The organism is Synergistaceae bacterium DZ-S4, assembly GCA_025943965.1.
Taxonomy (GTDB): Bacteria; Synergistota; Synergistia; order Synergistales; family Synergistaceae; genus Caenicola; species Caenicola nitritireducens.
Window position 1 is genome coordinate 1 of sequence record JAPCWD010000009.1, and the last position, 14,156, is coordinate 14,156.

Sequence of the window (14,156 nt, forward strand, 5' to 3'; positions counted from 1 at the left end):
GCTTTTTTGTCTCAAATAATAACAAGCCTGATTCTCGTCTATTTGAATCAAAACGGCAAAAATCAGGCATTGCAATTAGGCGCTATTTGATCCTATTGATCCTATCGCTGTTTTTCAGCAACGACTAAGATACTTATCCATTCTCAAAAGACGATCACCATCCGCGCAACACCAGAAAGAGTATAATCCATATCAACCGCTCGTGCAATATTTATCAAACTTTCATTTTTAAACAGGATATCGGCTACAGTCATTCTTTTTGATAGTTGAATGTGCATATAGATGCAAATCAACAAGAAAACTCATTATTGTTTTTAACAAACAGACCTTTGGTACTTTTTCACAAACCTTGACTATTCCAGAAAATCTTTGAGTTTTTTGCTTCTGCTCGGATGGCGGAGTTTTCTCAGAGCTTTAGCCTCGATCTGTCGTATCCTTTCCCTTGTTACACCAAAACGTCTGCCGACCTCTTCCAGCGTGTGCGCATGGCCGTCCTCCAGTCCGAATCTGAGTCTGAGTACCTCCCTTTCCCGATCTGTGAGGTCATCAAGCATTTCATCGAGCTGTTCCCTTAGGATCTGGCTTGCCGCGGCTTCTTCCGGACTCGGAAGATCCTTGTCTTCTAAGAAATCCCCCAGTTGGCTGTCCTCTTCTTCACCGATGGGAGTTTCGAGGGAGACAGGTTCCTGCGCTATTCTTTGGATCTCTTCGACCCTGTCTGAGGCTATCTCCATCTCAGCGGCTATCTCCTCCGCGGCAGGCTCTCTGCCCAAACGCTGGACCAACTGCCTCGAGACCCGTATAAGCTTGTTTATCGTCTCGACCATATGGACCGGTATCCTTATAGTCCTCGCCTGATCCGCTATTGCTCTGGTTATAGCCTGTCTGATCCACCATGTCGCGTAGGTGCTGAACTTGTATCCCTTGCGATAGTCAAATTTCTCAACAGCACGTATCAGTCCCAGATTTCCCTCCTGGATAAGATCGAGGAAAAGCATCCCCCTGCCGATATATTTTTTTGCTATACTGACTACCAGTCTCAGGTTTGCCTCTACCAGCTTGTCTTTCGAGTCCATGCTGCCCGCCTCTACCCCTTTGGCAAGTTCAACTTCGTCTTCCGATGTCAGGAGGGGTATTTTGCCGATCTCCCGCAGATACATGCGGACAGGGTCCGAGAGGGGAAGATCTTCAAGATCACCCATCTCTTCAGTATTGGCATTGGTCGGAAGAAGATGCTCTCCTTCAGATGGATCGACCTTCGTCTTTGGTTCATCTACTACGTCGACTCCAAGTTCCATCAGATTCATGTAAAGGCTGTCAAGGATATCAGCTGTAAGAAAATCTTTGGGCATATGCTTTTCAATATCCTCGTAGGTCACAAACCCCTTCTCCCTTCCTTCATGGAGAAGGTCCCTTACGTTGTCTATATAGGCTGTGTAGTCTGCAGGATCGGCGTCTTCACCGCCGGTCTCTTTTACGGCATCGACCTCAGATATGCTTTCCTCCTCATCGTCACCGCAGATGACTTTGAGCTCTTCATCCAGATCAACGCTGTCGGGGGCATCCAGCATTTCGTCTTCTATTACTGAAGGATCGCACGCCTCTCCTTTTTCAGGATCTGAGATGTCTATCATGTCCGTGGATATCTCATCAACCGCATCCTCTCTGCTTTCATCGGTCAGTTTCGGAGTGTTGTCCGATACGGATGCGTCACTTTTTTTAGTTGTCTTTGTCTTTCTCATGCCCCGAATTTACCTCCTTTAAGGATTCTTGTCAGCCTAAGATGTTCTTCAACTTCAGGCTCCGTTGCAGTGCCCTTTTTCAGCTTTGTATTCAGGGATAAGACCCTCTCTTCGATACACCTTCTTCTTATAGTTTCTGCTATGCCTTCCGCCTTATCGGGGTCGATGCCCTCTCTGGAGATCAATCCATTGCCGCGTGCGACCAATTCCGGGGATCTTCTGTCGCCGATCTGCCTCCATCTCTCCTCAAGATGTCTGGGATCCTCTCCGGACAAAAGGGCGGATACCATATTCTGAAGTATTTCATCTTTTATAAAAGGCACCACATACTCCGGGGAAAAACGTGATCTCAACTCTTCGCTTCCCCAGATAATGCTTGAAAACATGCATTCCAGATCATCCGGCTCAGAAGAGGGCTTTAGTTCGGTGTCTGTGCCCTCTCCGGTTTCAATGAGACCAACACTGTCATCTTCAGGCATTCTTCTTGATGCAGTATCGGCCTGACCGATGCGCCTTTCTTCTATCTCTCTCTTCAGCTCATGCGGGAATACTCCCATTTGCTGAGATATTTTCTCGATATGCGGAGCCACATCAAATGCAGAGAGTGAGACCAGTCCGTCAAGCAGGTCATTTCTTGCTGCCAGCGACTTTTCCGGCATTTCCATCTCAGCCTTCCTCAATATGGCATGATATACAGGAAGAGGCATCGCAGACTCAAGCGCTGATGCAAACATCTGCAACCCGCCATTTGCCAGAAGGACTTCATCCGGATCTTTGCCTCCTGTCAATCTGACTATTCTAACCGACACTCCCTGCTTCTGGAGAGTATACATCCCTCGTAAAGCAGCTTCCTGCCCTGCGCTGTCCGAATCATAACAGATATAGCAGAGCCCTGTCATTCTTTTGATCAAAAGGGCCTGGGCTTCTGTCAGGGAAGTTCCCAGAGACGCGACCGTGTTTGTATACCCGGCCAGGTGGCATCTGATAGCATCCATGTATCCTTCTACCAGTATCACGTGACCCTTTTCCCTTATCTGAGTCTTGGACTTGTTCATCAGGTAGAGGTTGTTGCGTTTGTTAAAGAGCGCGCTTTCAGGACTGTTAAGATACTTTGCTCCCTCTCCGTCAAGTATCCTTCCCCCAAAACCGACGATACGGTCTGTTAAGCTGTATATTGGAAACATTATGCGTCCGCGGAACCTGTCATATATTCCCCTTGTGCCCATTGCAGCCAGGCCGCTCTCTATGATCTGTCCATCGTTAAGGTCAAGGTCATGAAGATATCTTGAGAGGGAATCCCATGAAGAGGGTGCCCACCCAATCTCAAAACGCATCATATCATCATTTGTGAGAGTGCGTCTGGCAAGATAAGCCCTGGCCGCTTCTCCCGAATTTCCGTGAAGCGATCTTATGAAGAAATCGAGCGCATGTTTCAGGATATCGACTCCAGCAAGGATCTTGCCGCGGCTGCCGTCAACAGGTCCCTGCAGTCTGACTCCCGCCCTCTCTGCAAGCCTCTCCAACGCTTCCCTGAACTCTAGGTTCTCAATTTCCATTATAAAAGTAAAAACATCTCCGCCTTTGCCGCAGCCAAAACAGTGGAATGTCTGCCTTTCTGGAGAGACGCTGAAGGAGGGAGTCTTTTCATTATGGAAGGGACATCTTCCCCAGTAAGTCTGACCGCTCTTGCGCAGCGCTACATAGTCACCGATAACTTCGGCAATATCAAGTCTGGATTTCACCTCTCTGACATCATCGCCGGCCATGGCGCACCTCCGATACAGAAAACCAGAGGGAGAGTAAACCTCTCCCCCTCGAACATTATCACATACCCAGCTTTAAATGATACAGGTGCTTTATGTTAAACAAGCAGCGGAGCAAGTACCGTCGCAACTACCGACATGAGTTTTATAAGGATGTTAAGGCTTGGTCCTGCCGTGTCCTTGAACGGGTCTCCCACCGTATCTCCGACGACTGCCGCTGCATGGGGCGCTGTTCCTTTTCCGCCGTGATGCCCGGATTCAATGTACTTCTTGGCATTATCCCATGCACCGCCTGCATTTGACATGAAAATAGCCATCATAACACCTGTTACGATCGACCCGCCCAAAAGACCGCCGAGGGCCTGGGCTCCAAGTCCGTATCCGACAACTACGGGAGCAAGTACCGCCATCAGACCGGGGAGGATCATCTCACGAAGGGCAGCCGCTGTAGAAATGTCTACGCAGCGTTCGTACTCCGGACGGCCTGTGCCCTCCATTATACCCGGGATCTCCCTGAACTGTCTGCGCACCTCTTCTATCATCTTTTCAGCAGCCCTGCTGACTGCCTGGATAGAAAGGGCACTGAATACAAAAGGCAGAAGACCTCCTATGAAAAGGCCTACCATTACTTTCGGATCCTTGAGGTCGATCGAGGCAAGGTTGGTCGCCTGAGCATATGCGACAAAAAGTGCCAGCGCCGTGAGTGCCGCGGAACCTATGGCAAGTCCTTTGCCGACTGCAGCGGTGGTGTTTCCCACTGCATCAAGCCTGTCTGTGATCTGGCGGACCTCTTCGGGAAGATCTGCCATTTCTGCAATCCCGCCTGCATTGTCAGAGATAGGTCCGTATGCATCTACGGAGAGTGCCATGCCAGTGATCGCCAACATTCCGACTGCCGCGCATGCGATCCCGTAAAGGCCGCCGAACTGCACTCCCGCGAGGATAGCGGCGCACACAAGGATGACCGGTATCGTTGTTGACTTCATGCCTACGCCGAGGCCGGCAAGAATGTTTGTAGCTGCTCCCGTCTCAGATGCAGCCGCTATCTCCTTGACGCTCGCATAGTCGCCTGATGTGTAGAATTCTGTGGCAGCTCCAATAAGTATACCGGAGACTACTCCTGACACGACCGCGTAGAAGAGGGTAAGATCACCAAGGAAGACCCAGCGGGTAAGGAAGAATGTTCCGACTATCATAAAGAGTCCTGTTGTTCCAAGTCCGTAGCGAAGGGCTTTGGCGGGGTCTCCGCCCTCTTTTACCCTGACAAAAAAGGTCCCCAGTATCGATGCTATAATGCCTACCGCTGAAAGAAGAAGGGGGTACATCACTCCCGACATTCCTGCAAACATGGCGCCGATCGCCATGGCGGCGATAATTGAGTTTACATACGATTCAAAGAGGTCTGCTCCCATGCCTGCAATGTCGCCTACGTTGTCGCCCACATTGTCCGCGATGACTGCAGGGTTGCGGGGGTCGTCTTCGGGGATGCCCGCCTCTACCTTGCCTACAAGATCCGCTCCCACGTCAGCTGCTTTGGTGTAGATGCCGCCGCCCACACGGGCAAAGAGAGCGATAGAGCTGGCTCCAAAACCGAAAGCGGTTATGACGTTAGGATCGCCAAAAAGAACAAACATCGCAACCACTCCAAGAAGTCCCACCCCAACGACTGCCATTCCCATAACGCTTCCGCCGGTGAATGCTACCGTCAGTGCGCCGTTCATTCCGGTGATCGCTGCGAAAGCTGTCTTACCGTTGGCTTTGGTAGCAACTTTCATCCCGATGTATCCGGTGAGTGCGCTGCAAAGAGCTCCCGATACGAAACATACGGCACTTGGAACATTGATTTTCCAGGCCAGAAGAGCTGCAACGATTATTACAAAAGGAACCAGCGCTTTGTACTCCCTGTAAAGAAAAGCCATAGCACCGCTCTGTATAATGCCGGAAAGTTCATTGATCCTGTCATGATCAACTTTAAAAGAATTGATCTTGCTTGAAGCATATCCCGCATACAGCAGCGCTGCTACGGCTATGCCTCCTATGACGCCCAAAATTTCCATTGGAAAAGCGACCCCCTCGAAGGTTGTTGTTTTATGAGCCTTTCAGCTGACCCAATTTATTATTATATCTACTTTCAATTTAACTTACAACCTTTTAATTGACCTTTAAAAATTATGATCCCAAATCCTGCCTATTCTGGATCAACATTTTCAAACCGTTTATCCCTGTCGGTCAAGACACTGGCCAAGATAACTCTTTGGTAAAAAGCCTTATTTTTTGCCCTCCGTGCTCCCGTCTATGTATATCCTTATGGTTTTCTCAGGATCCTTTCCGCCCTTTAGTGAGGCCAGCATGCCCAATATGCTGCCTCTGATGAAGTCAGCAATGAAATCTTTCATCGGAAGAGGCGAATCTCCGAAATAGACCTTAGAACTTCTGTACGCCTTACCCCTTACCATGGATGCAAGCCTGAGCGCCATCTCTTTCTCTTCACCGCCGCAGTAGACAAGGCTGCTGTCTTTGTTTCCGCCACGGTCATAGATCATGAGTATTCCGGGATATTCAGGCCGGACTTCCCCCTCCGACCTCACCCATATTTTGGGCAGGTGGAGGTTTTTGCCTCCCTCAAGTATGATTATTTCCGCTTCGGGAAAATATCTGGACGCAATATAATAAGGGGTCGTATCTTCAGAAGCCGTAAGCTCGTATCTGAGACCGTCCCTCCCCCAGAGCACGGACCCTATCCCCATATCGGAGACTGAGCCCGTATCAGTATTCTTTTCTGACAGCACATCTTCGGCTGTCCTTTTTATATAGCCTGTCATTATCCCCATTTCCGACAGCTCTTTGATAAGCTTCCTGCAAAGCGTCGTCTTGCCGCTGTCTTTGTTGCCCGAAACAGCCACTATCCTTATCATCTTGTTGCCTCCAAACCGTTATGCTCTCAGTTAGCTTTGAACTTTTCTGAAACTATGGCCCTGTAAAGATCAAGGAGAAATATTCCGAGGGAGAGAATGAGCGGACCTATGAAAAGGCCAAGGAAACCCCAGTTGAAAAGACCTCCGAATATGCCTACGAATATGACAAGCATGTGTATTTTGCTTTCGCCCGAAATAAATATAGGCCTTATGAAATTATCCACCATGCTCACGACTCCTATGCCCCATCCAAGAAGGATCATCCCACCGGTATAATCTCCGTTTATAAACAGGCTCAGGACACCGGGCACCCATATTACCGGAGTGCCGACAAAGGGTATCATTCCGGTAATGAACATAAAGAAACCGAAAAGGACGGGATGGCCCAGACCCACGAACCACCATCCCAGTCCGCCAAGACTTCCCTGTATGGCTGCTGTCACCACTATGCCGTAGACGACTGCCCTCAGCATCTTGGCTGATCTGTCGATTATGTTGTCCCTCTCCGATTCGGTAAGAGGCATGATGTCCTTTACGTACTGAAGTATGATGTGACCGTCCCTGACAATAAAGAAAGAGGATACCGTAACTACCGCCAGCAGATAAAAGACTTTGAAGGCATTGCCAAGTATCTCCCTCGAGATCAGACGGACAAATCCTGTAATCCAGTTTACACTGCTTCCGATTATCGACTCAAACACAGGTATGCCGCTTATAATATCAAGCTGGTATAAGAGCGCACCGAGAAGGGGAACATCGTGCAGTTTGCGGAGTATCTCCGAGTAGGAGCCTGAAAGTATCCCGCTCTGAATTACCGCATCGTATACCCTTAGAAACTCTTTCGTCAGAAAAAGCCCGAAAAACAACATCGGGATAGCCATAAAAACAACTATGGTGAGAGTTGTTATGCCTGCTGCGATATTGGTAAGCCTTTCGGAAAAAATTTTGCAGTGAAGATATTTGTAAAGGGGGTACGCGAAATAAGAAAGGACGACTGACCACAGAAGAGGACGGCCGAGAGGAGAGACTATAAGCCAAGAGAGGAAGAGGAACAATATCAGGAGTGCCGTGAATGGCACTATACTCTCCCTGATCTTCTTCGACATCCTTAGGTAACGGTCATCCTGCAATGTCTCTGCCTCCGATCATGTAAACAGGCCCCGGAAGATGACCCGTACAAAGTTATAAATACTCATGAGATATTTACTGGCTACGGTCAATTATACTATGATTTTCCCGGGAGGATAAATCAGGTCTCAGGTCCGGTCTTGATCCTTGCTGCCGCAAGTGCTGAGAGGGCAGCTCCTACCCCATTGTCTATATTGACCGCCACAAGACCTGGGCTGCATGAACATAGCATCGACCTAAGCGCCGTCATGCCGTTCTCAGCTATGCCGTACCCAACAGATGTGGGAAGACCTATCACGAGGGAGGATACCAGCCCCGATACCACGCTGGGGAGGGCACCGTCCATGCCTGCAGCAACTATCACAACGTCTGCCTTTTTTATCTCGGGCAAAACATTGAAGAGGCGGTGTATGCCCGCAACTCCTACATCATAGAAACGGTCTGCCCTGGAGCCAAAAAATTCTATTATACGGGCGGCTTCTTCAGCAGCGGGAATATCTGTACTCCCCGCTGATACGACCGCGACTGCCGCCCCGTTTTTCTCTATGGTCCCGAACAATGTGTGTCCGACCCTTGAGACGGGATCATATTCAAAGTCTTTTATAAGGGAAGCAACAGCGGAATGCTGACGATCATCCATCCTGCTGAATGCGGTATCGAGCCTCTTGTTTATTATCTCTTCCGCTATTTCACGAAGCTGCTTATCCGACTTTCTCTCGCAAAAGATGACCTCGGAAAAACCCTTCCTCTTTACCCTGTCCAAATCAAGCCTTACTTCCATACGTAAATTACCTGCCTATGTTTACTCCCACTCGCAAACCTTAAGCTCGACTTAAACTGTTTTGCTTTGGTTTTTGTGGTGCCTTTTACTCCATTTGATACCAGTTACCCACACTCTATGGCGTTCGCTGATCGACTGTTATCAGAGTTATGTTATCAACCTTTGTTTCATGTCCTCCCCTCAATCGCTATTCTACACACTATGGTCTGGAATGGTCAACATGATTTGTAGTGCTTATTCATTTGGCTGAAATTTGAAGCTTTCATTCACCTTCAGCCTCAGCCACAAAATCCTCTTGTTCGTAGTAGTAGGAATAATCAATGCCCTTCATAAACATGTCCCGGCTATCAATCTGATCGGTGAGGGCACTTTGAAGTAGGTTTTTTATAGGCTGAACATCTGATACGCTCCGTTGCATGGCACTTAGGTATTCCCTCTTGTCAACCTTACTCCAATCCACACATAAGCGCAGATTCTTTTTCAGAATCAAATCCAACCAGATGCGCGTGCTTCTGCCGTTTCCTTCCATAAAGGGGTGGGCTACGTTCATCTCCACATATTTGCGCAGAATATCATCAAAGGAGTTTTCAGGCATCACCTCAATCTGTGCCAAACTATCCTCCAAGTAAAGTACAGCCGCAAAACGAAAGCTGCCCTTTGCTATGTTGGTTGTTCTGATCTGACCGGCAAAATCGTAGAGGCCTCCAAACAAATACGCATGAATTTGTTGTAAGCCCTTTACGGTGCCCACCTCTATGGTGTCAAGCAGAGTGCTGTCAAAGAGCGCATACGCTTTGGATTTACTCTGCCCATCAATGGTCTCATTACTGTAGGTAAACCACTGGATAAATCGATTGGCTTCCTTGCTGGGAAAGTTTTTTGCCAATTCCAGAATGCCGTCATAATCAAAGGTATCCGTGGCGTACTTTTTGCCATCGGCAGCGGTTAGCTTCAGTTGGTTAGCAGCACTAACCAACTGATTACCCTCTTTCTTTAATTTGCCTTTCAGATACTTCCAATAATTACGGATTTTGCTGTAATCATCCTCATTGCGCAACACCCCCACAATATCAAGTGCTGAAAACCACCACTTATTTTCCTCATCATCCCATATAGCTCGCACTTCCCGGCTATCAAAAAACCGGATGGAAATCTTGCTCATAAAATCATCTACCTTTTCGCATCTTATCCATCAAATCACTTAACTCCGAACCATCACAATATTCGAATTCATCCTTTTCAATAATGTAACCGCTTTTTGTCACTTCTACAATGTCTTTCCGAAATGATGAGGTACTAGCGTTTCTTAAACTCATCATTCCATTCAATTATTGCTTCTAGGTCTTTTTTTAGCGAGCCAGGCTTTGGTACTGAATTTTATATTGGATTTTATTTTTCTAGATTAACCGGGAAAACGATTTGAGTACAATAGAGGTTCAAGCAGCTATGCACATTTTTGGGGTTATAAATTGTTATTCTACAGAAGAAATAGTTATAGTATAAATAAAAAAGATTTCATTTATATTTTTTCTTTAGCTTTATTAATTTTTGATTCATTAATACTATTAATTAAAACACTTATTGGTATAGTGAGGTCATGCTTTGTCGGTTTCCTGACGAGATTGAATATCTATTTACTAATTTATGATCTAGTAGAGAAAATTTGATTTACTGACAACACATATTATATAAAATCATTATTGCGTATTTTTTTATTGTGGCAATGATGATCGTGTACGTGATAAATACACATAATAAAATCGTGAGGACTGAGGGAAGTAAAATTTTTGAATATATCTCAAGCGTAATAATTATACTAATTATTATTACTACATATTTTGAGATTAAATCATTTAGAAGTCATTAACTTCTCTGAAGCATAATCAACATCCAGAGGTTCTAAATCTTCCATATTTTGATCAACCTCAAATAAACGAAGTTGTCCTTTAACTGGAAAGGGTTTGACGAGGATAATCCGATTGAAAACCCAGGAGAACCCTTCAAATTGCTCCTCATCGGCGAGATATGCGCCCTCTCTACCCGTCTCGTCATTATATTGTCGAACCTCTGTCAATTCTGCAATTGCAATCGCATGGCCATTCATCAGAGAAGCTTTTTCTTGTTTATTAATCGCCTTCGAAGCACAAATTAAAATCCAGCCGCGATAATCAGTTTTCCAGCTGCGCAACTCGATAAACTTATAACCCATGGCAATCAATGTGGCATAGTAAGGTTGGATACTAAGAGCTTTCATTTTTCGTTCCTTTCCCAAATCTTCTTACTTCGAAGAATGAGAGTGTCAATAATCTAATGTTTATCTTCGTCTGCCTTCGAACAATACGAAGAATCTGGCTCTGCCGCGCTTAGCATTTCCCCTTGTTGCATCGTATCATAGACAACCTGTTTGCTGAAACTACTGGTCCTATCCCAAAGAACCTCTCAAAGAACATATCTATTCCCACTCTATAGTCGCCGGCGGCTTTCCTGTGATGTCAAGTACTACCCTGTTGATGGCAGGGACCTCATTGCATATCCTCCTGCTGACAGTATCCAGAAGCTCGTAGGGCAGGTGCACCCATTCAGCCGTCATAGCATCAAGCGATGAGACAGCTCTCAGGGCTGCTGTCTCTCCATAGGTCCTGACATCCCCTACGACTCCCACGCTGCGCACGGGAAGGAGTGCACAGAAAGCCTGCCATATGTCACTGTAAAGTCCAATTTTTTTTATCTCCTCTATAAAGATGGCATCAGCTTCCCTCAGCACATCCAGGCGCTCCTTCTTTAGCTCTCCGAGGCATCTTACCGCAAGCCCGGGGCCCGGGAAGGGATGTCTTTCAAGAAAGTGAGGTTCTATGCCCAGGGCTCTGCCGACCTCCCTGACTTCATCCTTAAACAGGTCACGAAGCGGTTCGAGAAGCTGCATTTTCATGTCATCGGGCAGCCCGCCTACGTTGTGGTGGCTCTTGATGACGTTTCCTCCGCCGTGTCCGCTCTCGACAACATCGGGATATATGGTGCCCTGAAGGAGCCAGTCCGATCCTCCGAGCCTGCGGGCCTCTTCTTCGAACACCCTTATGAAGAGCTCGCCTATTATCTTTCTCTTTTTTTCAGGATCTATCACTCCCGCCAGAGCTGAAAGGAATCTCTCCTCGGCGTCTACCTTGTGGACATTCAGCCTGAGGGACCGGTATGTCTCCATGACCTGGTCTGCTTCATTCTTCCTGAGAAGTCCGTGGTCGACAAAGATGCAGTGCAGGTTCTCTCCGACCGCTTTTGATGTGATCACTGCCGATACCGTGGAGTCCACTCCTCCAGAAAGGCCGCATATTACCCTGCCCGATCCGACCTTTTCACGGATCTTCTCGACTTCTTTGCCGATCCAGTCCAGACCAAGGTTCCAGTCTGGTGTACAGCCGCAGATATCAAATATGAATGCCGAAAGGATGTCGCTTCCTCTGGGAGTATGGGCCACTTCGGGGTGGAACTGCAGTGCGCTTATTCTTCCGTCCGGGGATTCAAAGCCTGCAAGGGAGCCGTTTTCGCTCAGAGCCGTCGCCTTAAATCCCTGAGGAAGTTCTGTGACCTGGTCCCAGTGGCTCATCCATACACTGGTCTCTTTATCGTCCTTCAGTCTGCCAAACAGGCGCGCATTTCCTGAAAGAGAGATCTTCGCCCTTCCGTACTCAGCTGCCTGCCCCTTCTTTACCGTGCCTCCGAACTGGTACGCGAGGAGCTGCATGCCGTAGCATATCCCCAGCACCGGAATATCAGAATCGAGAATGTGCATCGGTATGGAAGGGGCATTCTTTTCAAGAACGCTCCTGGGGCCTCCTGAAATTATTATGCCCGACGGTGAAGAGGCCTCTATCTTGCCCTCTGGGGAGTCCCAGAAGAGTATCTCGCTGAAAACACCAAGTTCCCTTACCCTCCTGGCGATAAGCTGTGTGTACTGGGAGCCGCAGTCCAGTATGAGGATCTTGTTATCTCTCTTTTTCATCTATAATACCTGCCCTTTCACAAACATACTCTTTCGCGCTAGTAAGTATGACATAAAGAGGCACCGATTTCCACTCTTCTGTTTATGCCGGATGAAAAAAACAGACGGGGTCTCCCCCGTCTGTCCTCTTATTTGTTTCTGATCCGGTATTAGTAGTCCATACCGCCCATTCCGCCCATGCCACCCATTCCGGCCATGTCGCCGAGGGTCTCTTTCTTTTCGGGCTTGTCGGCAATAAGTGCGTCGGTCGTGAGGATCATTGCCGCGATAGAGGCCGCGTTCTGTACCGCTGAGCGTGTTACCTTTACGGGGTCGATGATCCCGGCCTTGATCATGTCAACATATTCGCCTGTTGTTGCATCGAGACCCTGTCCGGCTTTAAGCGTCTTCACCTTCTCGATGATGACGTCGCCCTGGAGTCCTGCGTTCGAGGAGATAAGGTGGAGAGGTTCGGTGAGTGACTTGCGGATTATCATAGCTCCGGTCTTCACATCGCCCTCAAGTTTCGCTATTTCCTTGTCAAGTTCCTTTGTGCACTCAACAAGCGCAACTCCGCCGCCCGCTACGATGCCTTCCTGTACGGCAGCGCGGGTCGAGTTGAGAGCGTCCTCTATGCGGTGCTTGAGTTCCTTCTGCTCTGTTTCAGTTGCCGCTCCGACCTGGATGACCGCAACTCCGCCGACTATCTTGGCAAGGCGCTCCTGGAGCTTCTCTTTGTCATACTCTGATGTTGAATCTTCGAGTTCCTTCTTTATCTGGGCGCCGCGGTCCTTGATCTTCTGAGGGTCGCCCTTGCCTTCCACTATTGTCGTGTCTTCTTTTGTCACCTTGACCTTCTTGGCTCCGCCAAGAACGGTCGTATCAGCGTTTTCAAGCTTCATGCCCACTTCTTCGCTGATCACTGTGGCACCGGTCACTACTGCGATATCCTGGAGCATCGCCTTTCTGCGGTCGCCGAATCCGGGTGCTTTGACTGCTACCACCTGGAGGATACCGCGGAGCTTGTTGACTACGAGTGTCGCCAGTGCTTCGCCTTCGATATCCTCGGCAATGATAAGAAGAGGCTTTCCAAGCTGTACTATCTTCTCAAGAACGGGGAGCATGTCCTTGACGTTGCTGATCTTTCCGTCGACGATCAGTATATTGGCGTCCTCAAGAACTGCTTCCATACGGTCGGGATTTGTGATCATGTAGGGGCTTATGTAGCCCTTGTCGAACTGAAGGCCTTCCACCGTCTCAAGTGATGTTCCAAGGCTCTTGCTGTCCTCTACGGTGATGACGCCTTCTTCTCCGACCTTGTCCATGGCCTCTGCGATAAGTTCGCCGATCGCCTTGTCGTTGGCCGAGATCGATGCTACCTGAGCTATCATGCTGTGTTCTTTTACTTTCACTGCCTGCTTCTTCAGGCGTTCTACAACGATCTCCGTAGCGCTTTCGATACCCTTGCGGATAAGCATTCCGTTCGCGCCTGCAGCTACGTTTTTGATGCCTTCACGGACCATTGCGCGGGCAAGTACCGTTGCTGTTGTAGTTCCGTCCCCTGCAACATCGTTTGTCTTTGACGCGACTTCTTTGATGAGCTGTGCTCCCATGTTCTCAAACGGATCTTCCAGTTCGAATTCCTTTGCGATGGTGACGCCGTCGTTTGTGATGGTGGGTGAACCATATTTCTTGTCAAGCACTACGTTGCGGCCCTTCGGTCCGAGTGTGATGCCTACCGTGTCAGCAACTTTATTCATTCCGCGCTCCATAGCACGGCGGGCTTCTTCTTTAAAAAGCAGTATCTTTGCCATGATCATATTCCTCCCAGAATTATTATTATTTTCAGTA

Annotated in this window: 9 protein-coding genes and 2 pseudogenes; all 11 read right to left on the bottom strand. The window is 48.2% G+C overall.

What is annotated here, in order from left to right; all coding sequences use genetic code 11:
- Positions 1 to 353 precede the first annotated feature (353 nt).
- Positions 354 to 1,742, bottom strand: a complete 1,389-nt coding sequence (rpoD, locus tag OLM33_06825) for an RNA polymerase sigma factor RpoD (GenBank protein MCW1713376.1) — start codon at positions 1,740 to 1,742, stop codon at positions 354 to 356.
- Positions 1,739 to 3,508, bottom strand: a complete 1,770-nt coding sequence (gene dnaG / locus OLM33_06830) for a DNA primase (protein MCW1713377.1) — start codon at positions 3,506 to 3,508, stop codon at positions 1,739 to 1,741. Before dnaG ends, rpoD begins: the two co-directional genes overlap by 4 nt.
- A gap of 95 nt (positions 3,509 to 3,603) precedes the next feature.
- Positions 3,604 to 5,562 (bottom strand): sodium-translocating pyrophosphatase, encoded by a 1,959-nt coding sequence (locus OLM33_06835; GenBank protein ID MCW1713378.1) that lies wholly within the window; start codon positions 5,560 to 5,562, stop codon positions 3,604 to 3,606.
- Between the two features lie 210 nt (positions 5,563 to 5,772).
- The gene (locus OLM33_06840) at positions 5,773 to 6,420 is read right to left on the bottom strand and encodes a molybdopterin-guanine dinucleotide biosynthesis protein MobB (GenBank protein MCW1713379.1); all 648 of its coding nucleotides are present in this window, start codon (positions 6,418 to 6,420) and stop codon (positions 5,773 to 5,775) included.
- Between the two features lie 26 nt (positions 6,421 to 6,446).
- Positions 6,447 to 7,550, bottom strand: coding sequence for an AI-2E family transporter (locus tag OLM33_06845; protein ID MCW1713380.1), 1,104 nt, complete (start codon positions 7,548 to 7,550; stop codon positions 6,447 to 6,449).
- A gap of 119 nt (positions 7,551 to 7,669) precedes the next feature.
- On the bottom strand, positions 7,670 to 8,329 hold the full coding sequence (gene larB, locus OLM33_06850; GenBank protein MCW1713381.1) for a nickel pincer cofactor biosynthesis protein LarB: 660 nt from the start codon (positions 8,327 to 8,329) through the stop codon (positions 7,670 to 7,672).
- 262 nt (positions 8,330 to 8,591) lie between these two features.
- Positions 8,592 to 9,134 (bottom strand): annotated as a pseudogene (locus OLM33_06855) (Fic family protein).
- Between the two features lie 39 nt (positions 9,135 to 9,173).
- Positions 9,174 to 9,491 (bottom strand): annotated as a pseudogene (locus tag OLM33_06860) (BRO family protein).
- A gap of 687 nt (positions 9,492 to 10,178) precedes the next feature.
- Entirely contained in the window at positions 10,179 to 10,583 is a 405-nt protein-coding gene (locus OLM33_06865) for an ASCH domain-containing protein (protein MCW1713382.1), read from the bottom strand.
- A 198-nt stretch (positions 10,584 to 10,781) separates the two neighbouring features.
- Positions 10,782 to 12,326: a glutamine-hydrolyzing GMP synthase gene (gene guaA, locus OLM33_06870; GenBank protein ID MCW1713383.1), complete on the bottom strand. Its 1,545-nt coding sequence runs from the start codon at positions 12,324 to 12,326 to the stop codon at positions 10,782 to 10,784.
- Between the two features lie 149 nt (positions 12,327 to 12,475).
- Positions 12,476 to 14,119, bottom strand: coding sequence for a chaperonin GroEL (gene groL, locus OLM33_06875; GenBank protein MCW1713384.1), 1,644 nt, complete (start codon positions 14,117 to 14,119; stop codon positions 12,476 to 12,478).
- Positions 14,120 to 14,156: the final 37 nt, after the last annotated feature.